A 23,556-nucleotide genomic window follows, 5' to 3' on the forward strand; every position below is an offset into this window, starting at 1 on the left:
CAAGCCGGCTAGATCTCGATCACCAGCTTGCCGAAGTGGCCGGCCGCCTTCATCGCCCGATAGGCCGCCGGCGCCTCGTCGAAGCCGAAGGAACGGTCGATCACCGGGCGCAGGCCGGCCGCCGCGATGGCCTTGTTCATGTCGCGGAAGAGGTTGCGCGACCCGACGTAGATGCCCTGCAGGGTGATCGACTTGCGCATGACCAGTGCGGGGTTGACCTGGCCGCCCGTCAGGACGCCGATCATCCCGATGGTGCCGGCGATACGCGTCGCGGCGATCGACTTCTCCAGGGTGCCGGCGCCGCCGACCTCCACCGTCAGGTCGACGCCGCGCCCCTCGGTCATCTCCAGCACCGGATTTTCCCAAGCCGGCATGCGGCGGTAGTTCACCGTCTGCCAGGCGCCCAGTGCCCTGGCGCGCTCCAGCTTCTCGTCGCTGGAAGAAGTGATGATGACCCGGGCGCCCATCAGGGTGGCGAACTGCAGGGCAAAGATGGAGACGCCGCCGGTGCCGAGCAGCAGCACGGTATCTCCGGCCTTCAGCTTGCCAACCGGCACAAGGGCGCGCCAGGCGGTCAAGGCCGCGCAAGGCAGAGTCGCCGCTTCGGCGTAGCTCAGGTGATCCGGGATCTTCACCAGGCCGTCGGCCTTTAGATTGGCCTCCTCGGTCAATACGCCGTCGATCTCGCCGCCCATGGCCGATGCCATGGCGTCCGCCGTGCAGGGGCCGTCGATCCAGTTCTGGAAGAAGCAGCCGGCCACCCGGTCGCCCGGGGCGAAGGCCGTGACACCCGGACCGGCCGCCAGCACCTCGCCGGCGCCGTCGGAGTTGGGAATGCGCGGCAAGGCGATGCGGCGGGCCGCCGGATCGCTGATCACGGAAAGGTCACGGTAGTTGATCGCGTTGGCCCTGAGCCGTACCCGCACCTCGCCCGCACCTGGGTCGGGCAGCGACAGCGCCGCCTGCTTCAGGCCTTCGATTCCCTCGGATGTCTGAACCTGCCATGCTTTCATCGTCGCTTTACCCTCCTCTGCGGCAGCCACGATCATAGGGAGGCGACCCGCCCCATTGGAAGCCCGGAAGACAATGCAAGCGGCAAGCCAGGAGTGTTTTGGGGCCACGCCGGGCCGGCCCCGCAAAAAAGCGCTTGAAAAGGATGCGGACCTGATCAAATAAATTTGCGTCTGCGGTGCGGTGTCAGAATCGACGATATTCGCGCGACGACCCCCGCAGCGTATGGATTGACCAAAAGATGGACGATCTTCAGGCTCCCGCCACGGAGCCTCCCGGTTCGGGTTCCGAACCGACTGCGAATTCCCTCACGTCGAAATTGCTGATCTCTCCGGCCTCCTGGTCGCCCCAACTGCGTCCGCTTGACGGGGCGCGTCCGGGCGACGGCCTGCTGTCCCGACCGCTTGTGCCCCGGCAGCGTGGCGAGCGCTTTCCGAGCGGACCGGACAGCCGGACGTTCCGGCGCCGCTTCTTTCCCGAAGCCTCGACCGAGGAGTGGAACGACTGGCGCTGGCAACTGAGGAGCCGCATCCGCTCCCTTGCCCAGCTCGAGAAGATCTTTCAGCTGTCGGCCGACGAGCACGCCGCCATCGCTCGCCACAAGGGCTCCCTGCCGGTCGGCATCACGCCCTACTACGCCAGCCTGATGAGTCGCGACGACGCGGAGGAACCTCTGCGCCGCACCCACATCCCCGTCGGCCAGGAGTACCTGCGCACGGCGGGCGAGGCGGACGACCCCCTGGGCGAGGACCACGACACCAAGACCCCCGGGCTGGTCCACCGCTACCCGGACCGGGTGCTGTTCCTCACCACCGGCTTCTGCTCGACCTACTGCCGCTACTGTACGCGCTCGCGCATGGTTGGCGAGGCGGGCGGTGAGTACCAGTTTTCCACCCGCCAGTGGGAGCAGGCCCTCACCTATATCGAGGCACATCCGGAGATCCGCGACGTACTGCTGTCCGGCGGCGATCCACTGACCATCGCCGACGAGAAGCTCGACTACCTGCTGGGCCGCCTGCGCCAGATCCGGCACGTCGAGTTCATCCGCCTCGGCACCAAGGTGCCGACGGTGCTGCCGATGCGTGTCACCAAGTCGCTGACCCGCATGCTGAGGAAGCACCATCCGGTGTGGATGAGCATCCACGTGACACACCCCAAGGAGCTGACGCCGGAGGTGACCGAAGCCTACGCGCGCCTTGCCGACGCCGGCATCCCCTTGGGCAGCCAGACCGTGCTGCTGAAAGGCATCAACGATTCCGTCGACATCATGAAGGCGATGATGCATGGCCTGCTGATGCGCCGGGTGAAGCCCTACTACCTCTATCAGTGCGACCCGATCACCGGCTCTTCGCACTTCCGCACCCCGGTCGAGAAGGGCATCGAGATCATCGAAGGCCTGCGCGGCCACACCACCGGCTACGCCGTGCCGCAGTACGTGATCGACGCGCCCAACGGCGGCGGCAAGATCCCGCTGTTGCCTGACTATATCGTCGGGCGCGATGGCGACGATCTGCTGCTGCGCAATTTCGAGGGCGGCGTCTACCGCTACCCCGATCCCGGCGGCAGCATCGGTGCCGACAAGATGAAGAAGAGGGCCTGCTGATGCGTGTGGGATTGACCTACGACCTGCGCGACGACTACCGCGCCCTCGGTGGCTTCTCGGAGACCGCGCTCGCCGAGTTCGACTCGCCGGAGACCATCGACGCCTTGGCCGGGGCGCTCGCCGCCAACGGTTGCACGGTCGAGCGCATCGGCCACATCCGCAGCCTGACGCAGCGGCTGGTCGCCGGCGAGCGCTGGGATCTGGTGTTCAACATCTGCGAGGGCATCGCCGGGCGCAACCGCGAGGCCCAGGTGCCGGCGCTGCTGGAAGCCTACGGCATTCCCTACGTGTTCTCCGACCCGCTGACGCTGTCGGTGACCCTGGACAAGGCGGTCGCCAAGCGTCTGGTGCGCGAGGCCGGCCTACCGACGGCGCCTTTCGCGGTCATCGAGTCCGACGCCGACGCGCGCAACTGCACCCTGCCCTTTCCGGTCTTCGTGAAGCCGCTGGCCGAGGGCACCGGCAAGGGCTGCGAGCGCGCCTCCAAGGCGAACGACCGCAAGGCTCTGGTCGCCGCGGCGCGTTCCCTGCGCGCGCGCTTCAACCAGCCGGCCATTGCCGAGACCTTTCTGCCGGGTCGCGAGTTCACCGTCGGCATCGTCGGCAACGGCGCCGCCGCGCGCATCGTCGCGGTGATGGAGATCCTGCTCCTGCAGAACGCCGAGCCGGAAGTCTATTCCTTCGAGAACAAGGAACTCTGTGAGTCGCGGGTGGAGTACCGCCTGGCCGACGACGCCGAAGCGCGGGCGGCCGGCGACATCGCGCTTGCCGCCTACCGCACCCTCGGCTGCCGCGACGGCGGCCGCCTCGACCTGCGCTCGGACGCCAACGCCGTGCCGCAGTTCCTCGAGGTCAACCCGCTGGCGGGGCTGCACCCGACCCACTCCGACCTGCCGATCCTGGCCGGCCTCGCCGGCATGGATTACCAGAGCCTGATCGGCGAGATCCTGCAGGCGGCGAAGCTGCGCACCGGCGTCGCCGCGCAGGCCCGGCGGCGGCGGCGCATCCCGGCATGACCGCCACTCCCTATCTGCCGGTCCTGCACGGGGCCGCGGCAGATCGCCCCGACGAGGCGGACACCATCGTCACGGCCAAAGCCGTCGCCGCTTGCTTGCGGCGGCTCGGCTACCGCAGCGAGGTGGTGAAGCTGGGGCTGGATCTCGGCATGATCGGCCGCCTCGCCGCCAAGCGCCCCCTCATGGTGTTCAACCTGGTTGAGGCTCTTGATGGCGACAGCGCCCTGGCCCACTTGGCGCCGGCGATGTTCGACCATCTCGGCCTCGCCTACAGCGGCGCCGGCACCGAGGCGCACCACCTGACGCTCACCAAAACCGCCGCCAAACGCCTGCTGGCGAGCGCCGGCCTGCCGACGCCGGAATGGTCGATGGACGGCAGCGGCTTTCCGCGCGGCAGCCGCGTGATCGTGAAATCACTGACCGAGCACGCCTCGCTGGGCATCGATGCCGGCTCCGTGGTGCCCGCCGCCCAGGCACACCAGGAGATCCTGGCCCGCGAACAGCGCTTCGGCGGCCGCTTCTTCGCCGAGGCCTTCGTCGAAGGCCGCGAGTTCAACCTCTCGGTTCTGGAGACGCCGGAGGGCCCGCGCGTGCTGCCCGTGGCCGAGATCCTCTTCCTCGACTTCCCGCCGGATCGCCCGCGCATCGTCGATTACGAAGCCAAGTGGGACTGCGCGGCCACGGCCTACCTGAACACGCCGCGTCGCTTCGACTTTCCGCCCGAGGACGCCATGCTCATCGCCGCTCTGCAGGACCTCGCGCTGAAGACCTGGCATCTCTTCGGCCTCGGCGGCTACGCCCGCGTCGACTTCCGCGTCGACGGCGCCGGGCGGCCGACCATCCTGGAAATCAACGTCAACCCCTGCCTGGCGCCAGACGCCGGTTTTGTCGCCGCCGCCGAGCGGGCGGGCCTCGGCTACGACGCCGTCGTCGGCAGCATCGTCGCCGCCGCGGTAAAGGGACGCCGGCAAGAAGCCGCCTGATGCCCCACGCTTAGCCATGCTGCGCATCCGCAAGATCTCCGACAGCCACACGCCGGCCAACCGCTCGGCGGTGGAAGAGGCGCAGACGATTATCCGCGCCCAGTTCCCCGGCATGCCGGGCAGCGAGATCGACAAGCTGCCGGATCAACTCGACAATCCCTTCAAATATCGCTTCGTCGCCAAGCTGCTGGTCGCCGAGGACGCCCGTGGCCATGTGAAAGCGGTCGCCCTGCTGCTGCACGATCCAGCCTTTGCTTTTTCCTACCTGGAGGTCATCACGGTGGCACCGGGCGGGCGCTCGGGGACGGGCATTGGCGGCGCGCTCTATGACCGCGTCCGCGAAGAGGCCGAGGATCTCGGCGCCACCGGGCTCTTCTTCGAGTGCCTGCCGGACGACCCGGCGAAGAGCCCGGACCCCAAGGTGCGTCGACAGAATGCCCAGCGCCTGAAGTTCTACGAGCGCTACGGCGCCTTCCCGATCGAGGGCATCGCCTACGACCTGCCGATCAATCCCGGCGACAGCGACATGCCCTACCTGGTATTCGACGGGCTGGCGCGCCACGCGCTGCCGCCGGCCGCGCGCCTGAAGCGGATCATCCGCGCGATCCTGGAGCGCAAGTACGCCGACATCTGCCCGCCCGACTACGTCGACAAAGTCGTGGCCTCGGTAAAGCAGGGTGGCTACCGCCTGCGGACGCCACGCTATCTGAAAGCCGAGGAGATCGCCGCGCCCCTGCCCGGCGCCGCCGTCAGGCCGCAGATCGCCCTGGTGGTGAACGACAAGCACGACATCCACCACGTGCGCGACCGCGGCTATGTCGAGGCGCCGGTGCGCGTCGCCGCCATCCTCGGCGAGCTGTCCAAGACCGACCTCTTCCGCCGCCTGCCGGCGCGCAAATTTCCCGACCGTTTCATCCGCGAAGTGCACGACGCCGGCCTGGTCGACTACATCCAGCGCGCCTGCGAAGAGGCGCCGCTCAAGCGATCGATCTACCCTTACGTCTTCCCGCTGCGCAATCCCGAGCGCAAGCCGAAGGAGCGATCGGTGCTGGCCGGCTATTGGTGCATCGACACCTTCACGCCACTGAACCGCAATGCCTTTCCGGCCGCGCGCCAGGCGGTGGACTGCGCCCTGACCGCCGCCGATGAGGTGCTGAACGGTTCGCCGCTGGCCTATGCCCTGGTGCGCCCGCCCGGCCACCACGCGGAGAAGCGCAGCTTCGGCGGCTTCTGCTACTTCAGCAACGCCGCCATTGCCGCCAACTATCTGTCGCACTATGGCAAGGTCGCCATGCTGGACGTCGACTACCACCACGGCAACGGCCAGCAGGACATCTTCTACGAGCGCGACGACGTGCTGACCGTCTCGATCCATGGCGCGCCCGCCTTCGCCTATCCCTACTTCACCGGTTTCCGCAACGAGACCGGGCGCGGCAAGGGCGCCGGCTACAACGTGAATATTCCACTGCCCGAGACCATCACGCCCGAGCAGCACCTGGAGGCGCTGCAGACGGCGCTGAAACGCATCGAGCGTCACGAGCCCGCGACCCTGGTGGTCGCCCTCGGCCTCGATACCGCGCGCGGCGATCCGACCGGCACCTGGTCGAACCGCGCCGGCGATTTCCATCGGATGGGCCAACTCATCGGTGCGGCGGGCTATCCGACCGTGGTGATTCAGGAAGGCGGCTACCGCATCCGCACCCTGGGCGTGAACGCGCGCCACTTCTTCACCGGCCTGGTCGAGGGCGTCGAGGCGTCGCGGCAGCGGCCGCGCGCGGCCAAGCCCGTCGGCCGGCCTGGCACAAAGGGCCAGCTGTGGCGCGAAGCGGTGAAGCCGGAGGATGCCGAGCGGGTGCGTTCGCTGGTCGCCACGACAGGCATGTTCTCCGCCGAGGAGATCGCCATCGCCGAGGAACTGGTACAGGAGCGCGTCGCCAGGGGCCGGGCATCGGGCTACGAGTTCGTGCTGCTGGAGGAGGACGGCACCCTGGTTGGCTACGCCTGCTACGGGCCGATCCCCGGCTCGGCGACCAGCCACGATCTCTACTGGATCGCTGTGCACCCGGACCGCCAGGGCCGCGGCTTCGGCCAGCAGATCCTCGCCCGCGCCGAGGCCGCCATGAAGCGCGCCGGTGCCCAGCGCATCTACATCGACACCTCGACCAGCGAACCCTACGCGCCGACCCGCGCCTTCTATCTGCGCGCCGGCTTTGAGCTCACCGCCGAACTGCCCGACTTCTACCGCCCTGGCGACGGCAAGGCGATCTTCTCCAAGGCCCTGTAGCGGACCTCGCCCTTCGCGAGGGTACTGCAGCTTCGCCTCAGCGTGCGGCAGGAGGCTTTGTCCCCTTGGCCCCTCATTGCGAATACTGTTAGCTTTCCTCCAGGGGTAAAATCCACCGGGGAGAGAAGTTGCGTGCCGCTGCTGACCACTACCATCGGGGCCTATCCAAAGCCCTCCAGCGTGCGGATCCCGGACTGGTTCGATCCCGGTGCGATGGATTCCAGCACCGCCACCCGCGAATACCTGCAGGCCATTACCAGGCTGGGCGCCGAGGCGGCGGAGATCATCGCCGGCGGCGTCAGGCAGGTGATCGAGGACCAGGTCGCCTGCGGCATCGATATCCCGACCGACGGCGAGGTGAAGCGCGAGAACTACGTGCACTATCACTGCCGCCACCTCGACGGCTTCGACTTCGACAATCTCACCCACCGGGTACTGCGCGGCGGCGCCTACGAGACCGATCTGCCTACGGTGCGCGGGCCGGTGCTGGCGCGCGCGCCCTTCCTGCCTGCGGACTGGAAATTGGCGCAGTCCTTCACCGAGCGGCCGGTGAAGATCACCCTGCCCGGCCCGATGACCATCGCCGACACCACGGCCGACGCATTTTACCACGACCCCGAGGCGCTCGGTCACGACCTCGCCGTGGCGCTCAACAAGGAGGTGCTCGCCCTGGCCGCGGCCGGTTGCCGTCACATCCAGATCGACGAGCCGCTCTTCGCGCGCAAACCCAGGGAGGCCTTAGCCTACGGCATCGCCCACATCGAGCGCTGCTGGCAGGACGTGCCCGATGCTGTCACGAAGACCATGCACATGTGCTGCGGCTATCCCAACCGTCTCGACGACGAGCGCTACGCAAAGGCGGATCCCCGGGCCTATTTCGATCTGGCCGAGGCGGTCAACGCCTCTGTGGTCGATGCCGTCTCTCTCGAGGACGCGCACCGGCACAACGACCTTTCCCTGCTCGACCGGTTCACCGAAACCACGGTCATCTTCGGCGTCGTCGCCATCGCGCGCAGCCGCGTCGAGACGGTGGAGGAAGTCAGCGAGCGTCTCGAGGCCGCGCTGAAGCATCTGCCGCCCGAACGCCTCATGGCCGCGCCCGACTGCGGCCTCGGGCATCTGGGCCGCGACCTCGCAATGAAGAAGCTGAAGGTGCTATCCCAGGCGGCCAAGAGCGTGTAAGCACTCTCTCCGAATGACCCAGTCCATCGACCCATCGACTGACCCCACACACCAGAGCGCCGACCAGGATGCCCATCCGCTCGGCCCCTGGCTGGTCTTCGCCTCGGCCTTCATATGGAGTCTCGGCGGCATCCTGGCGCGTCTCGCCGAGGTCGAGAACCCGTGGACCACGATCTTCTGGCGCGCCGGCACCGCGACGGTGTTCCTCATCGCCTTCATGCTGGTGCGCGACGGCCGGGCCGGCACCACGCAGCTCTTCGCCCGAATGGGCACACCAGGCCTTGCCGTCGCCCTCTGCTTCGCCGTCGCCTCGACGGCCTTCGTCGTGGCCCTGCAGTTCACCACCGTCGCCAACATCCTGCTGATGCAGGCCGGCGTGCCTCTCATCGCGGCCCTCATCTCCCGCGTGCTGTTCGCAGAGCCGCTGCGTCTTGTCACCGGGATTGCCATTGCGGGCGTCATCGCCGGCGTCGCGGTCATGGTTTCCGACTCGCTGACCGGGCGGGTGTCGCCGGTCGGCGACGGCCTCTCCCTGCTGATCGCGTTCTCCTTCGCCACCGCCACGGTGATCACGCGGCGCAAGGCAGGCATCCGCATGACCCCGGCGGTCTGCACCGGTGCGGCCGCGAGCTGCGTTGTCGCCCTGGCAATGAGTCTTTCGACGACCGGCGGCGTCGCGGTGGCCGGCTGGCAGTTGCCCATACTCGGCCTCTTCGGGATCAGCCTCGGTCTTGGCCTGGCCCTGTTCACCCAGGGTGCCAGGCTAATTCCCTCAGCCTTCGCCGCGCTGCTCGGCACCGCCGAGACCATTCTCGGCCCGCTCTGGGTGTGGTTGTTCCTCGCCGAAACGCCGACACCGCGCACCATCGTCGGCGGTGTCATCGTGCTGACCGCCATCGTCGCCTACCTGGTCTGGCAGCTCGCCCACCAGCGCCGTATCCGCCAACTGGCACCGCCGGCGCTGTGACTTTCATCGGGTAACGCGGCGATCCGCCGCCTGTAGCGGGAAGAGTTCACGGCCGCGCCCGTCAATCGTCGAGATGTGTTTTCCCCTGAAGTATCTTGCCCCGACCCCCCGCCATCGGGTCGGGGTCGTCGCCTTCCTGCTGCTGGCCGTAGGCGCCTGTTCGACGTCGAACGAGAGCCAGCCGGCCCGCACGGCAACGGAACAGCTCCTGTTCTCCACCGCAGCCGATCGTGTCTGTGAAAAGCTGGCGCTGCAGATTCCCGAGAACAGCAAGGTCTTCGTCGAGGCCGGCTATGTCGAGGGGACCGACAGCAAATATCTCTTGGCAGCCCTGCGCGATCGCATTCTGCGTGCCGGTGGCCGGCTGGTCGCCACGCGCGGCCAAGCCGACCTGGTGTTCGAGCCGCGGGTCGGCGCGCTGTCGGTCGACCGCAAGCGCAGCCTCGTCGGCCTGCCCAGCATTCCCATTCCCATCCCGCTGGCCGGCGACCTGACCATTCCGGAGCTGGCGCTTTACAAACGCGACCGCCAGCAGGGCGTTGTGAAACTGGCGCTCACCACCTACGACGCTCAGACCGGCGCCCTACGCCAGTCGATCGACCCGGTGTACGGCTTCTCCCAGAAAACCGACTGGGTGGCGCTACTGGTTGTCGATTGGCACACCAACGACCTGATGCCAGACCCGGACAACGACGAATGGGTCGGCGAGGGCTCTTATGAGATCACCCGGCGGGAGCTGCGCTTCGGACACTGACGGGACGCTGGCGGGAGCCGGCTTACGCCGCCAGCGCCTGCTCCAGGTCTTCGATGAGATCAGCGGCGTCTTCCAGACCGACGGAAAGGCGCAGCAGGCCATCGCCGATACCGAGCTCAGCGCGCGCTTCCGGAGAGAGACGCTGGTGCGTGGTGGTCGCAGGATGGGTGATCAGGCTCTTCGAATCGCCGAGGTTATTGGAGATGTCGATGAGCCTCAGCGCGTTCATAAAGCGAAAAGCGCGCGCTTTTCCGCCCTCCAGCTCGAAGGCGACGAGCGTGCTGCCGCCCTGCATCTGGCGCTTGGCGAGCGCGGCCTGCGGATGGCTGGGAAGGCCCGGATAAAGCGTCTTCGCCACGCCCTTTCGGCCTTCCAGAAATTCGGCGACCGCCAGCGCGTTGGCGCAGTGGCGCTGCACGCGCAGGTCCAGTGTTTCCAGACCCTTCAGCATGACCCAGGCATTGAACGGGCTCATGGAAGGGCCGGTGTGGCGGTAGAAGTTCTGCAGATGGTCCTGGATAAAGGACTCGCTGCACAGGATGGCGCCCCCCAGGGTGCGGCCCTGGCCGTCGACGTGCTTGGTGGTGGAGTAGACCACGACGTCGGCGCCCAACGCCAGCGGGCGCTGCAGCAGCGGCGTGGCGAAAACGTTGTCGACCACCACCTTGGCCCCCACGGCGTGGGCACGCTCGCTGACCGCCTTGATGTCGATGACTTCCAGCGTCGGATTGGAGGGCGTCTCCAGGAAGACCGCCTGCGCGCCCTTGGCCAGCGCCTGCTCCCAGGCGTCGAGATCCCTGCCGTCGATGAGTTGCGTCTCGACGCCGAAGCGCGGCAGCAATTCCGCGATGATGTACTGGCAGGAGCCGAACAGCGCGCGCGACGCAACCACGCGGTCACCCGCCTTCAGCTGCGCCATGAGAGCGGCGAAGACCGCCGCCATGCCGCTGGCGGTGGCGCGGCAGGCCTCGGCGCCTTCCAGCAGGCGCAGGCGCTCCTCGAACATCGACACCGTCGGGTTGGCATAGCGCGAATAGACGAAGCGCAGGCGGTCGCCCTTGAACGCGGCCTCGGCCTCCTCGGCGGAGCCGTAAACATAGCCGGAGGTGAGGTAGAGCGCCTCGCTGGTTTCCTCGAAGGGGCTGCGCGCCAGGCCGCCGCGCACCAGTTCGGTCTGCGGGCGCCAGCGGCGCGTTGTCTCGTTGTCCTTTGGCATGGTGCCGATCTTTCTCTAACCCGCCCGAGTCCGCATTAGCCTTGGGCCCAGGGCAGGCCCGCCACCTTCCAGCCGCCGACGCTGCCGCGGTGCAGCGCACCATCGCGGTCGCCCTCGAAGCCTTCGGCCACATTGTAGCACGGTCCGAAGCCGGCCTCGGTGAGTGCGATAGCCGCCGCGCGCGAGCGCGCGCCGGAGCGGCACAGCAGCAGCACCGGCTGGTCCTTGGCCACCCCGCGTGCCGCCACCTCGGCGACAAAGTTCTCGTTGCGCGCCATGTCAGGAAAACTCTGCCAGGAAATGCAAAGCGTCTCCTTGCCCAGGCCGTCGAGGCGCGGCACGCCGACGAAGCCCCATTCCGGCACGGTGCGCACGTCGACCAGCACCGCCTTGGGGTCCTTTTCCAGCAGCGCCCAGGCTTCCGCCGGGCGCAGGTCACCTGCGTAGTTCTCGTTCATCGCTTGACCTCCATCGCCCAGATCCCTTCACCCCGCTGGGGCCCGAATAACGGACCCTTTAGGGCTGGCGAGTTTATGCCGCGGGGGCGGAGACGCAACACCCTAATTCACAGCCTGGATGCCAGATTTATGCTTAATTCCCCCTCAGCTCATGAGGAAATAGTCCTCGGCGAACAGCAGGGTGGTGGGGTGCAGCCGGAAACCGCCGACCCGCCGCGACATCACCGTGACCACCGAAAGCCAGGCCGGCTGCACCACCGGTCCGCGCTCCTGCATGATCGCCTCGATCCGCGCCATCAGCGGACGCCGGGCAGCAACCTCGACTTCGGCTTCCACCCGGTCGAGTAGGGCATCCAGTTCCGGATCGGCAAAGCCGGTGGCGTTCCACGGCACCCCCGAGCGCATGGTGAGATCCAGCAGCATGAAGCCCAACGGCCGCGGGGCCCATTCGACAAAGGCCAGCGGCACCTTGTCCCACACCTCCCAAAACTGCGCCGGCGGCAGCATTTCGATGCTGCAGCGGATGCCGGCGGCGGCGTACTGCTCGACCATAGCCTCCACGGCATGCAGTTCCCATTGCGGCCAGGACTTGCAGGTTATGGTGAGATCGAGTCCCCCGGGATAGCCGGCCTCGGCGAGCAGGCTGCGGGCCTCCTGCGGATTGCAGCGCAGCGGCGGGAGCGGCACGTAGCAAGGATGCACCGGCGCCACCAGGTGATGCTCGGCCGGCTCGCCGAAGCCGCGCAGGGCGAGGCGCGTGACCGCCTCGACGTCGACCGCCAGACGCAGAGCGCGGCGCACCCGTGGATCGTCGAAAGGCCGCTGGTCGACTTTCATCTGCAGCATGGCGGTCGCCGCGGTGCGCGTATGGTGGACCTGCAGTTCCGCATGGTTGGCGAGTCCCTCGGCAACGGCATAATCGCAGCGCACCAGGCCGTCGACCTGGCCTGACACCAGCGCGCCCGCCGCTGCCGAGCCTTCGTCGCCGAGGTCGAGCAGCAGCAATTCGTCCAGCAGCGGATGCCGGCCGCCGGCCCCGGCGTCGCTTCTTGCGCGCAACAGCGCCCGCGCGCCGACTTGGTACTCTTCCAGGCTGAAGGCCCCGGTGCCGTTGCTGCCGACCCCGAAGCGGCCGCCTTCCTCCGGGTCCATCATCACGTTGGTGTAGTGGAACAGGTGCTCGGGAACCGCGACTTGCGGGCTCTTGAGATTGAGGCGCACATGGAAGTCGTCGACTTTCTCGATGGCGCCGGCGTCCCACAGCCGCGGCACCGCCACTGTCCCCTGCTGCCCGCTCTGCATCTTGTCGGCCAGCATGTAGCCGCGCATCAGCCCCAGCGCTGAAGAACCGGTCGCCGGGTCGAGCAGGCGGCGCAGATTCCACACCACGTCGTCGGCGACGAAGCGGCGGCCGCTGCGCCAGGTGACGTCGTCGCGCAGGTAGAGATCCCAGGCCTTGAGATCAGGCGCGGCGCGCCAGCCGCGCAGCAGATGTGGCCGCGTGATGTTGTCAAAGCCGGTGCGCGTCAGCGGTTCGCAGACCTGGTGCACGATGTTGGCCGGCGCCAGCCAGGCAAGAGCGTGAGGATCATTGAGCGGCTGCACCTGCGCGCCAAGGACGAGCCGACCGCCGCGCCCGCGCACTCCCGCCTCGGCGCGCTGTGCAGCAGCGATGCCCGCCATCGACGCGGCACTCGCGGCCGATACACCGAGCAGCGTCGCCAGACGCAGGAAATCGCGACGCGCCAGGCAGCCAGCGGCCAGCTGCGCGCGCAGCCCCGCAATCATCGGATGCTGGTTCCCGTCTCCCATGCCGGCCCCGTGCGCATGTTCGGCAGGGGTCGGCGCCGTCGGCACGGTCGATGCCAACGTCCGCGCGCCCTGCGCCATCGGCCGGCCCCTCCGGCCGGTGGTCACCCCTAACCCTTGACGGCATGATAGGCGCTACCATGCATAAGTCTACAGGACAGCGAAGTCGGCCCAGGTCATGCCGGCGGTGCGGAGCGATCCGATTTATCTTTTGATTCCGTGACCTTGGCCCCCTGGGCGGGATCGGCGAAGTGGACCACGTGCTGCGGGAAGGGAATTTCGATGCCCGCGTCGCGGAAGGCCTTGTCAATCGCGAAGCGAAGGTCGCTCGAGATCGACAACCGGTAGCTGACTTCGTTGGTAAAGCAACGCAGTTCGAAATCCAGGCTGCTGGCGCCGAAGTTCATGAACAGCACCTGCGGCTCCGGCGAAGTCAGCACCTGTTCGTGCTTCTGCGCGCAATCGAGCAGCACCGCGCGTACCTTTTCGACGTCGGAGCCGTAGGCGACGCCGACCGCCACCTCGATGCGCCCGTAGTGGTCCTTGTGAGTCCAGTTGATCACCGACGTCGAGATGAAGTCCGAGTTCGGAATGATCACCGAGGCGCGCTGAAAGGTTTGCAGCTCCGTCGAACGCACGGTGATCTGCTTAACGGTCCCCTCGTTGCCGCCGACCATCACCCAGTCACCGACCTTGATCGGCCGCTCGATGAGCAGAATGATGCCGGAGACGAAGTTGCTGACGACGGTCTGCAGACCGAAGCCGATACCGACCGACAGCGCGCCGGCGATCAGCGCGATGTTGGAGAGGTCGACGCCCAGGGCCGAAATGCCGAAGACTACCGCCAGGATGACGCCGATGTAGCCGAAGCCCGCGGAGAGCGAATTCTGCACGCCGGAATCGAATCCGGTCTGCGGCAGCACCCGGCTCCTGAGCACCCTCTGGAAAAGGCGCGTCAACAGCAGAATGGCGGCGAAGATGACCAGGGCCACCAGCATATCGGAAAAGGAGATCGTAACGCCGCCGATGGTGACGCCCGACAGCAGGCGGCGAGCCTCGGTCCAGAACTCGCCGAAGGGCGAGAACCAGATCGAGGCGATGATCACCGTCCCGAAGACGATCAGCACCACGTCCAGCAGCGCGCGCACCCAGAACTTGATGCGGTTACGCGCGACATGACGGATCTCAAGCGCCTCGCGCATGAAACCGGAGCGCAGCCAGGCACCGATCACCTCACGCATCAGGCCGCGCAGGATGGCGAGCCCGCTGAGGGTGACGAGGCTGATGAGCAGGTTTTGCACCAGGAAGGCGGCGAGATCCGCATAGCCCACGAGCGAGGCGAGAATGCTGAAGAAGGCGGCCAGCGCAATCAGGCGGCGGACAGCCCGCCAGAAGGTGGACTCCAGCGTGTTGTCGTCCTCGTCTTCGCCTGCCTCCTCTTCCTCTGCAGCCCCGGAGCGGTCGCGTAGCCAATAGCGCGGGCGCGAGGTGTCGATTAGCAGCAGCGCGGGCAGCAGGTTGAGCAGGAAAGTGGAAAGCGAGAAGTAGGCGTCGCTGACGCCAATCTCGCGCTGCGCTTCAGCCATGAAAATCTGCACGGCAAAGAGCGCCGCCAGCAGGATCAAGCGGCGACCGAGGATACGCGCGTTGTCCGGAGAAACCGGCAGCAGACGCCACTGCGGCAGGTCCGGCGACAGCACCGCGTAGGGCAGCGCCCAGGCCAGGCTGAAGAACGCCATGACCGCGAAGAGCAGCATCAGGAGCGTCCAGAACAGGGTCTCCTCGGCCCCGTGGTTGCTCCAGACCATGTAGAACAGGCCGGCGAACACCAGGGCGGGAACGATGCCGCGCGCCGCCGCGCTGGCAATGGCGGCGACCAGGCGCGTGCCGTAGTGCGGTTCGGCGACAGCCGGGTCGCGGCCAAAGCGCCGGATCAGCCAGTAGCGCAGCACGCCGCCGCCCAGCAGCGCCAGGGTCAGCAGCACGGCGATCCTCGCCGAGAGCGCCTGATGGCGCTCGTCGCCCGACACGCTGTCCCACCACTCGACCGGCGAGCGCGCCATCTCTTCCACGATGGCGAAGAATTCGGGCACACCCTCACGCCAGGTCTCCGGCGCCCAGGGGAAGGGATAGCTGCGGAACAGCGCCTCGAAGCGCTTGCGTTGCGACAGCGAGCCGATCAGGGCGTCCAACTCGTCGGCGCGCACCATCGCCAGCTTGGCCTGGGTGATCTGCCCGTTCACCTGCTGCAGTTCCTCGCGCAGCTTGGCACGCTGCTGGGCCACCTGCGGCGCCTCGCTCTCCTCGCCCTCACCCGGCGGCGGCCCCAGGGCGTCAAGGCGGCGCTGCACGCTGTCCACCCGTGGCTGCATCGCCGCGATAGCCGCGGCGGCTTCCTGGCGGACCTCGGCCGTCACTTCGAAGAAACGGGTGGCGCTCTCGGCGGTGGTGTCGACCCGGCTGAGCTGCTGGTCGACCAGATCAAGGCTGCGCTGCCAGGCTTCGAAAGAAACCGCTACGCCCTGCGCGCCCGCGGCCTGGCCGCCCGCGGTCTGGCCGGGGGTCTGCGCCGCCGACGGCGCCGGGACCCACAGTATCGCCGGGGCCGCGAGACCCAGGCAGACGATCAGCAACCGGAGCAGGTGACGGAGACGGCGGGGCACGGCGGATACCTCTCAGGAAGGCCGGTCGGGAAGGCCGGCCCCTACCTAGCACGCGGCACGCCGGCCGCGAAAGCCGCCTGAGCCGTTGTCGGCTGCCCCCTTGCCAGCCCGTGCGCAGACACTAGTCTGGCATCGGTAGTTCCATCCTCCAGCTGACGAGACATCATGAGCGAAAGCACCCTGGCCAACGGCGGCCGCATCCTGGTCGATCAACTGGTAGCCGAAGGCGTCGACCGCATCTTCGGCGTGCCCGGCGAGAGCTACCTGGCGGTGCTCGACGCGCTCTACGACACCCCGGAGGTCACCTATCACCTCTGCCGCCAGGAAGGCGGCGCGGCGATGATGGCCGATGCCTACGGCAAGCTGACCGGACGGCCCGGCATCTGCTTTGTGACGCGCGGGCCGGGCGCGACCAGCGCCAGCGCCGGGGTGCACATTGCGTTCCAGGATTCCACGCCGATGATCCTCTTCATCGGTCAGGTTGGCCGCGGCATGACCGAGCGCGAGGCGTTCCAGGAGATCGACTACCGCCGCATGTATGGCGAGATGGCAAAGTGGGTGGCGCAGATCGACGACGCCGCGCGCATCCCGGAAATGGTGAGTCGCGCCTTCCATACAGCGACTTCCGGCCGCCCGGGACCGGTGGTGCTGGCGCTGCCTGAAGACATGCTGTCAGCGCCGGTGCCGGCGCCGCTGCTGGCGCGGCCCTACCACGCCAGCGCCGGCGCCCCCGAGCCGCACCTGATGGCAGAGCTCTGGCGCCGCCTGCAGCGCGCCAGGCGACCGCTGGTCATCGTCGGCGGCGGCGGCTGGAGCGCCGAGGCCAAGGCCGAGCTGGAGTCTTTCGCGGCGGCGAACAGCCTGCCGGTCGCCGCGTCCTTCCGCTGCCAGGACTACTTCGACAATACCCATCCCTGCTACGTCGGCCAGGTCGGCATCGCCATCGACCCCCGGTTGGCCGCACGGGTGCGCGAGACCGACCTCTTGATTCTCCTGGGCTCGCGCTTTGGCGAGATGACCAGCGGCGGCTACAGCCTGATGAAGATACCCAACCCGGACCAGCCGCTGGTGCACGTCTACCCCGACGCCGAAGAATTGGGCCGTGTCTACCGCCCAGAGCTGGCGATCCACGCAGGCAGCGCCGCCTTCGTGCGCGCGGCCAATGCAATGCCGGCGCTCGACGGCAGCGTTTGGCAGGACTGGACCGCGGCGGCGCACGCCGACTATCTGGCGCACAACACGCCGACCACGATTCCCGGCAGGCTGCAGATGGGCAAGGTAATGGACTGGCTGCGCGAAACGTTGCCTCCGGAAGCCATCATCACCAACGGCGCGGGCAACTACACCGGTTGGGTGCATCGCTTCTACCGCTTCCGCCACTTCCGCAGCCAGCTGGCGCCGACCTCCGGCTCCATGGGCTATGGCCTGCCGGCGGCGGTGGCGGCCAAGGCGGTGCATCCCGACCGCCCGGTCGTTTGCTTTGCCGGCGACGGCTGCTTCATGATGCACGGCCAGGAGCTGGCGACCGCCGTGCAGTACGGCCTCAACATCATCGTCATCGTGGTGAACAACGCCAGCCTGGGCACCATCCGCATGCACCAGGAGAACCACTATCCGGCACGGGTCAGCGCCACCGATCTGGTGAATCCCGATTTCGCGGCGCTGGCGCGCGCCTACGGCGCCCACGGCGAGCTGGTGGAAGACGACGCCGACTTCGCCGCGGCCTTCCAGCGCGCCCAGGCCTCCGGGAAACCGGCCCTCCTGGAGCTGCGCATCGATCCGGAGGCGATCACCCCCAGCGCCACCCTCTCCGGCCTGCGCGCCAAGGCGCTCGCGAAGTAAGCAGCCACCTCGGCTGCCATTCGCAAATCACGGATAGTCGCAGCGGTCGGCGGTGACGGTAAGGAAACCGCGCGCGCCGGGCAGCACGGTAAAGCGGTATTCGTCGTCGCCGGCGACGACCGAGTGATGCAGCGGCAGGGCGCCTTCGGCGGTCACCGTCTTGCCGCCCAGCTGGGTGAAGGTGATGTTGATCGGCTTCTGCGGATCGAACCAGGCTTCCAGGTTGCCGTTGGCGTTGCGCGCCGCCTCGCCTACCGCGGTCACGGTGATCGCGCGCTCGCCGAAGCTGACGGCATCGTTGGCGCCGCCGGTCTGCAGCTCGGTGGTGACGATGAAGCGCTTGGTCTCCGGCTGGCCGTCGCAGCTGCGCGGCTTGTCCGCTGCCGAGACGAGGAAGGCCAGCCGTTCTTCGTCGGCACCGGCTTGCAGCTTCTGCTGCACCAGCGCCATCATCTCGCGCACGAAGCCGGTCGGCACCTCGCGCTCGTAGCGGGCCTGCCAAGCGGTGATGGTCTCGCGGGCCTTGGCGAGGTCGGTGGCCAGCCCGGCGCTCTGCTCCTGCAGGCCGGAAACCTCCATCTCCAGCTCGGCGATGCGCTCCTCTGCCACGGCCACCTTGTGCTCGGCGAGCTCGGTTCCGAAGCGATAAGAATAGACACCCGCAGCAAGCACCAGGACCAGCGCCGCGGTCCACTTTGTGACACCCCACCAGAAGCGGCGGCGGCGGCGCTGACGGTTTTCATGAAGGCCTAGCGACATATCCGGCTGAAGTCCTTGAAACTACAGGTCGAAACGAACAAGGAGGCTGGTGGCGAGGGGAGCCCAGGCTCCGGCGCGCATGAGCGTTCGCCGCCCGCCCCAATCTAACTAATTGAAATTTCGATAACTTTATTTGCTGCGGCAACTTTTTCTACCACCGCTCCCGGCACCAGGCAAGCCGCAGCCGGCACCCTGGTCCCGGTTCTTCCGCGCCATGGCATGCCGTGCCGGCCTCCCGGCGCGGCCGGTCCGGCGCGCGAAAGCCGTTAACCGGAGCTTACCGCTTGTGCCTTTAGGGTGGCATAACTGCCGCGGGTGACAAAATTGAGGCCCTGCGGGACAAAACCGCCAACCGAGGACAGGTGCTCGCCGATGGCTGACAACGCCGACGATGCCCGCCGCACGCTGCTGCGCCAGCTGGCCCAGCTGCGCGGGCGTATCAACCCGGATGCCCTCAATCATCTGCTGACCAAGATGAACGGCTGGGAGCCCTACGACCGTGAGTCGGCAGGCGAGGCGGTGCGCCGGTTCCTGGCGACGCGCACCGACGGCGGCAAGTTCCAGGACCGCCTGCGTCAAGAGCTGAAAAGCAAGAAATCCGACGGCAACTAGGCCATGACTTCCCGGCCAGGGACACGGAGTCCTCGATTGACTTTCATAAAAGACACCTCGCCTCTTGACCTTCCAGTAGGTGGAGGCCCCAGATAGCGATTTCTGGTGGTGGGTTAGATCGACGGGTGGAGATGAGACTGGGACTGAGCATAGCCAAGCGGTGGCGGGCTGCCGCCCGAATGTTGGCCCTGGTCGCAGCTATCGCGCTCGCCTTTGGCATCCATCCCCCGCACGCTGAGGCCACACAGGCTGACGATCACCAAAATTCCAGCCACCAGAGCATCGCCAGTCACAGCCATTTCGGCGCCTCCTGCCTGCAGGCTGAACTCGACAAGCCGCAGGCCGAAAGCAATGGTGCGCTGCCACCCGGCCACGCCGACTGCAGCCAAGTCTTCACGCCCCTGCTCCGGCCGCTCACTGCCGCCGCTCCAGCCTATATCGTCGTCGCTGTCACGGCGCCGCACCACCTCCCCTTTCGGCAGCTCACGACTTCTTTCGATCCGCCGCCGCCGCGCCGCGGCTGACCGGTTGAAACCGCCGGAAGCGCTCGCTTGAACGCGCTGGCGGTGTTTGCCCCGGATCTTATTTCGCCTTTCCGACAACTGTCTGTTCCGCTTCGCGCCGCGGGCGCGCGAGCCCTTCGGCTCTGGCGTAGCAGGCCCGGTACAATTGGAGTCGTTTCAATGCCTGTTCAGCTTTCCAAGTCCCTTGCCTTCGCCCTTGCTTTCTCAACCATTGCCGGTGCCGGCGTAGCACTTGCCGCCGGTTCGCATAGTGGCGGCCACGGCCACGGCCCCGCCATCGGCGAGCCGGGCGATGGCGCGGCCGCCGACCGCACCATCGAGGTCGTCATGAGCGACAACTACTTCGAGCCGGAGCACCTGACCATCGCCGCCGGAGAGACCGTGCGCTTCGTGGTGAAGAACGACGGCGAATTCCTCCATGAATTCAATCTCGGCACCGCTGCCATGCATGCCACCCATCAGAAGGAAATGGCGACCATGATGGAGCACGGCATGATCACGCCGACCGGCATCGACCACGAGAAGATGCAGATGGACCACGGCGGCCACGGCATGGAGCACGACGATGCCAACAGCGTGCTGGTCGAGCCCGGCGCCACCAAGGAACTGGTGTGGAGGTTCACCGCCGACACCCACCTCGAGTTCGCCTGCAACATCCCCGGGCACTACGAGGCGGGTATGATGGGCGAGATCGACGTCACCAAGCCGGCCGGCAGCGGCAGCTGAGCGGCGTCGAGGAACGGAGGACACCAATATGAAAACCTGGCTGAATGCCCGCAACAGCCGGGCGGCCCGTAACACCCGGGCGGCCTTTGCCGCCGTCGGCGTGGTCACGGCGCTGCTCGGCGTGCCGCCCGCCCTGGCCGGCACCTATGACCTCACCATCGGCGAGACCACCATCAACGTCTCCGGAAGCGACCGGACCGCCCTTGCCATCAATGGCACGGTGCCGGGTCCGACCCTGCGCTTCAAGGAAGGCGAGGACCTGGTCATCAACGTGACCAATACCCTCGATGAGGACACCTCGATCCACTGGCACGGGCTCATCGTGCCGACTTCGCAGGACGGCGTCCCGGGACTGAGCTTCGACGGCATCAAGCCGGGCACCACCCACACCTACCGCTTTCCCGCGCAGCAGAGCGGCACCTACTGGTTCCACAGCCACTCCGGCCTGCAGGAGCAGTCGGGCGTCTACGGCTCCATCGTCATCGAGCCGCAGGGCCGCGAGCCCTTCCGCTACGACCGCGAGTACGTGGTGGTGCTGTCCGACTGGCATGACACCAAGCCGGAGAAGATCCTCGCCAACCTGAAAAAGCAGTCAGACTACTACAACTACAACCAGCGCACCCTGCTGTCGCTCTTCGACGAGGCGGAGGAAAAGGGCTTCGACGCGGCCCTCGCCGATCGCCTCGACTGGGGCGGAATGCGCATGACGCCCACCGACATTGCCGACATCAGCGGCTACACCTTCCTGGTGAACGGCAAGAACCCGGAGCAGAACTGGACCGGCCTCTTCGCCCCCGGCGAGCGGGTGCGTCTGCGCTTTATCAACGCCGCCGCCATGACCTACTTCGACGTCCGTATCCCCGGCCTCGAAATGACCGTGGTGCAGGCCGACGGCAACAATGTGCAGCCAGTCAAGGTCGACGAGTTCCGCATCGCGGTGGCGGAGACCTACGATGTCATCGTGCGGCCGATGGAGGATCAGGCCTATACCCTCGTCGCCGAGCCGCTGGAACGTGGCGGCCTGGCCCGCGGCACCCTGGCGCCGCGCGATGGGATGACGGCGGAGGTTCCCGGGCTGCGCCCACGTCCCCTGCTGACCATGGCCGACATGAGCCATGGGGATATGGAAGGGATGGATCACGCAGCCATGGGCCATTCCATGCCGGCGGCCGAAGCCCCGGGAGCGGTCGAGCCGCCAATGTCGGGTATGGATCACGCGGCCATGGGGCACGGCACCATGCCGCAGGCCGATGGACCCCCGGCGCAACAGCCTATGAGCGGCATGGACCACGCCGCGATGGGGCACGCGATGCCGCCGGCTTCGGCGGATGCAGATCCCTTCTATGCCCCCGGTAGCGGCCTTACGCCCAAGGCCGCCAACGGCGGCAAGTTCCTCTCCTACGCCGACCTCAAGGCGCAGCGCCCGCTCTACGAGGTCCGTGAGCCCACGCGGGAGATCGAGATCCGTCTTACCGGCAACATGGAGCGCTATTTCTGGTCGATCAACGACAAGAAGTACTCCGAGGCCGAGCCGATCCGGCTAACCTACGGCGAGCGCGTGCGCTTCAAGTTCGTCAACGAGACTATGATGACCCATCCCATGCACCTGCACGGCATGTGGACCATCCTCGATAACGGCAACGGTAAGTGGAACCCGGTGAAGCACGTGGTCAGCATCGCGCCGGGCACCACCGTCCTGGCAGAGGTTGAGGTCGATGCGCCCGGGCGCTGGGCCTTCCACTGCCACCTCATGTACCACATGGCGACCGGCATGTTCCGCGAAGTCATCGTTGAGGGCGGCCCCCAAGCCGCCGCCTTGAATTAGGGAGAGGGCGATGACATTGCTTTCGAAGCAGGCCCGCCTCCCGGCGGCCCTGGCCGGGGCGCTCGCCCTGACCTTTCTTGCCCTGCCCGCAGAGGCGGCCGAGATGGACGACCAGATCTACACCTTCTTCCAGCTCGACCAGAACGAGTACCGCCTGAACGATGAGGGTGAGGATCTCTATGCCTGGGATGCCCAGGGCTGGATCGGCACCGACTACGACAAGCTGTTTCTCAAGTCCGAGGGCGAGTACGCCCTGGACGGTGAATGGGAAAAGGCGGAAGTACAGGTTCTCTATAGCCGGCTGATCTCGGACTTCTTCGACGTCCAGGCCGGCGTGCGCTACGACTTCGAGCCGGACCCGGAGCGGGCCTACGGCGTCATCGGCCTGCAGGGTCTGGCGCCGCAGTTCTTCGAGGTCGATGCCGCCCTCTTCGTGAGTAACAAAGGCGATGTATCCGCCCGCTTCGAGGCGGAGTACGAACTGCTGATCACCCAACGGCTGGTGCTGCAGCCCTCGGCGGAACTGGACGTTGCAGTGCAGGAGGTGGATGAACTGGGGATCGGCTCGGGGCCAAGCGGCATCGAACTCGGCCTGCGCCTGCGCTACGAGATCACCCGGGAGATCGCCCCCTACATCGGCGTTCACTACGAGAGCGACCTCTTCGATACCGCCGACTTCACCCGGGACGAAGGCGGCGAGGTTGATGCCGTGTCTTTCGTGGCGGGAGTGCGCCTGTTCTTTTAGAGACAGCCGGCGGCGATGGCGTTCCAATGCATCGGGGCTGCGCCATCGCCGTACCGCGCACTCGCCGGCCTATTGCGTAGAAACCTGCGCGGGATCGAGCGGCGCCAGGTCGGCGGCGTCCGGCGGCGGCGGATTCTGCTCGAGCTCGGCAATCAGCCGTTCCATCTCGGCGATCTCGCTGACCTGGGCCTCGATGATCTGGTCCGCCAGCTCGCGGACCCGCGGATCGCGGATGTGCGCCCGCTCACTGGTCATAATTGCAATCGAGTGATGCGGGATCATCGCCTTCATGAAGGAAACATCATCCACCGTGTCTTGGCTGCGTACCAGCCACAAGGCGCCGGCAAAGACCACGATGCCGCCCAGGAAGATCGCGGCGTTGGCCACCTTGCTGCGGTACATCGCCAGCATGAAGGACAGCATGACGATTGCCATGGTCGCCCCCATGACGAAGGCCATCCACATCCGTGTCTGACTGAACCAGACGTGATCCAGGGCATAGCTGTTGAGGTACATCAGGCCGAACATCACCAGGGTCGACGTTACGATCATCGCACCAAAGCGAACATAACTCATC

General features: G+C 67.1%; 20 protein-coding genes. 12 read left to right on the plus strand and 8 right to left on the minus strand.

Annotated features, from left to right (window positions below):
* Positions 1–8 precede the first annotated feature (8 nt).
* Positions 9–1,013 (minus strand): NAD(P)-dependent alcohol dehydrogenase, encoded by a 1,005-nt coding sequence (locus tag WDC82_RS20590; protein ID WP_340119281.1) that lies wholly within the window; start codon positions 1,011–1,013, stop codon positions 9–11.
* 404 nt (positions 1,014–1,417) lie between these two features.
* Here WDC82_RS20590 and WDC82_RS20595 point away from each other — a divergent pair, with 404 nt between their 5' ends.
* The 7 genes from WDC82_RS20595 (at position 1,418) to WDC82_RS20625 (ending at position 9,800) form a co-directional block, all read left to right on the plus strand.
* Positions 1,418–2,614 (plus strand): KamA family radical SAM protein, encoded by a 1,197-nt coding sequence (locus WDC82_RS20595; RefSeq protein WP_340119282.1) that lies wholly within the window; start codon positions 1,418–1,420, stop codon positions 2,612–2,614.
* Entirely contained in the window at positions 2,614–3,630 is a 1,017-nt protein-coding gene (locus WDC82_RS20600) for a D-alanine--D-alanine ligase (protein ID WP_340119283.1), read from the plus strand. Before WDC82_RS20595 ends, WDC82_RS20600 begins: the two co-directional genes overlap by 1 nt.
* The gene (locus WDC82_RS20605) at positions 3,627–4,613 is read left to right on the plus strand and encodes a hypothetical protein (protein ID WP_340119284.1); all 987 of its coding nucleotides are present in this window, start codon (positions 3,627–3,629) and stop codon (positions 4,611–4,613) included. The genes WDC82_RS20600 and WDC82_RS20605 overlap by 4 nt, the downstream gene beginning before the upstream one ends.
* A 16-nt stretch (positions 4,614–4,629) precedes the next feature.
* A complete protein-coding gene (locus tag WDC82_RS20610; protein WP_340119285.1) occupies positions 4,630–6,897 on the plus strand; it encodes a GNAT family N-acetyltransferase in 2,268 nt (755 codons plus the stop codon).
* Between the two features lie 132 nt (positions 6,898–7,029).
* On the plus strand, positions 7,030–8,079 hold the full coding sequence (locus WDC82_RS20615; RefSeq protein ID WP_340119286.1) for a cobalamin-independent methionine synthase II family protein: 1,050 nt from the start codon (positions 7,030–7,032) through the stop codon (positions 8,077–8,079).
* A 13-nt stretch (positions 8,080–8,092) separates the two neighbouring features.
* Positions 8,093–9,046 (plus strand): DMT family transporter, encoded by a 954-nt coding sequence (locus tag WDC82_RS20620; RefSeq protein WP_340119287.1) that lies wholly within the window; start codon positions 8,093–8,095, stop codon positions 9,044–9,046.
* 73 nt (positions 9,047–9,119) lie between these two features.
* Entirely contained in the window at positions 9,120–9,800 is a 681-nt protein-coding gene (locus WDC82_RS20625; RefSeq protein ID WP_340119288.1) for a DUF6655 family protein, read from the plus strand.
* 22 nt (positions 9,801–9,822) lie between these two features.
* Here the strand turns inward: WDC82_RS20625 and WDC82_RS20630 are convergent, their stop codons facing one another.
* The 4 genes from WDC82_RS20630 to WDC82_RS20645 all read right to left on the minus strand — a co-directional run bounded on the left by WDC82_RS20630 (position 9,823) and on the right by WDC82_RS20645 (position 15,946).
* Positions 9,823–11,016, minus strand: a complete 1,194-nt coding sequence (locus WDC82_RS20630; protein ID WP_340119289.1) for an O-succinylhomoserine sulfhydrylase — start codon at positions 11,014–11,016, stop codon at positions 9,823–9,825.
* 35 nt (positions 11,017–11,051) lie between these two features.
* On the minus strand, positions 11,052–11,474 hold the full coding sequence (locus WDC82_RS20635; protein WP_340119290.1) for a rhodanese-like domain-containing protein: 423 nt from the start codon (positions 11,472–11,474) through the stop codon (positions 11,052–11,054).
* 144 nt (positions 11,475–11,618) lie between these two features.
* The gene (locus WDC82_RS20640; RefSeq protein ID WP_340119291.1) at positions 11,619–13,364 is read right to left on the minus strand and encodes an ABC transporter substrate-binding protein; all 1,746 of its coding nucleotides are present in this window, start codon (positions 13,362–13,364) and stop codon (positions 11,619–11,621) included.
* A 95-nt stretch (positions 13,365–13,459) separates the two neighbouring features.
* On the minus strand, positions 13,460–15,946 hold the full coding sequence (locus WDC82_RS20645; RefSeq protein WP_340119292.1) for a mechanosensitive ion channel domain-containing protein: 2,487 nt from the start codon (positions 15,944–15,946) through the stop codon (positions 13,460–13,462).
* A 165-nt stretch (positions 15,947–16,111) separates the two neighbouring features.
* Here WDC82_RS20645 and WDC82_RS20650 point away from each other — a divergent pair, with 165 nt between their 5' ends.
* On the plus strand, positions 16,112–17,788 hold the full coding sequence (locus WDC82_RS20650; protein WP_340119293.1) for a thiamine pyrophosphate-binding protein: 1,677 nt from the start codon (positions 16,112–16,114) through the stop codon (positions 17,786–17,788).
* Positions 17,789–17,815: 27 nt separating this feature from the next.
* On the opposite strand, the gene WDC82_RS20655 is transcribed toward WDC82_RS20650, so the two are convergent.
* On the minus strand, positions 17,816–18,547 hold the full coding sequence (locus WDC82_RS20655; RefSeq protein WP_340119294.1) for a hypothetical protein: 732 nt from the start codon (positions 18,545–18,547) through the stop codon (positions 17,816–17,818).
* Between the two features lie 372 nt (positions 18,548–18,919).
* Between WDC82_RS20655 and WDC82_RS20660 the strand changes: the two genes are divergently transcribed.
* Positions 18,920–19,159, plus strand: coding sequence for a hypothetical protein (locus tag WDC82_RS20660; protein ID WP_340119295.1), 240 nt, complete (start codon positions 18,920–18,922; stop codon positions 19,157–19,159).
* 113 nt (positions 19,160–19,272) lie between these two features.
* On the opposite strand, the gene WDC82_RS20665 is transcribed toward WDC82_RS20660, so the two are convergent.
* The gene (locus tag WDC82_RS20665; protein WP_340119296.1) at positions 19,273–19,761 is read right to left on the minus strand and encodes a hypothetical protein; all 489 of its coding nucleotides are present in this window, start codon (positions 19,759–19,761) and stop codon (positions 19,273–19,275) included.
* An 81-nt stretch (positions 19,762–19,842) separates the two neighbouring features.
* On the opposite strand from WDC82_RS20665, the gene WDC82_RS20670 reads away from it, so the two are divergent.
* From WDC82_RS20670 to WDC82_RS20680, 3 genes are read left to right on the plus strand one after another with little or no spacing between them, the layout of a single operon-like run.
* Positions 19,843–20,409 carry a cupredoxin domain-containing protein gene (locus WDC82_RS20670; RefSeq protein WP_340119297.1) on the plus strand — a complete coding sequence of 189 codons (567 nt, stop codon included), beginning with the start codon at positions 19,843–19,845 and terminating at the stop codon, positions 20,407–20,409.
* Positions 20,410–20,437: 28 nt separating this feature from the next.
* Positions 20,438–22,234: a copper resistance system multicopper oxidase gene (locus WDC82_RS20675; protein WP_340119298.1), complete on the plus strand. Its 1,797-nt coding sequence runs from the start codon at positions 20,438–20,440 to the stop codon at positions 22,232–22,234.
* Between the two features lie 10 nt (positions 22,235–22,244).
* The gene (locus WDC82_RS20680; protein WP_340119299.1) at positions 22,245–22,979 is read left to right on the plus strand and encodes a copper resistance protein B; all 735 of its coding nucleotides are present in this window, start codon (positions 22,245–22,247) and stop codon (positions 22,977–22,979) included.
* 69 nt (positions 22,980–23,048) lie between these two features.
* Here WDC82_RS20680 and WDC82_RS20685 read toward each other — a convergent pair whose 3' ends face one another.
* A complete protein-coding gene (locus WDC82_RS20685) occupies positions 23,049–23,555 on the minus strand; it encodes a DUF305 domain-containing protein (RefSeq protein ID WP_340119300.1) in 507 nt (168 codons plus the stop codon).
* Position 23,556 lies beyond the last annotated feature (1 nt).

Origin of the sequence: Pelagibius sp. 7325, from assembly GCF_037652055.1 — a bacterium.
Lineage (GTDB): Bacteria > Pseudomonadota > Alphaproteobacteria > Kiloniellales > Kiloniellaceae > Pelagibius.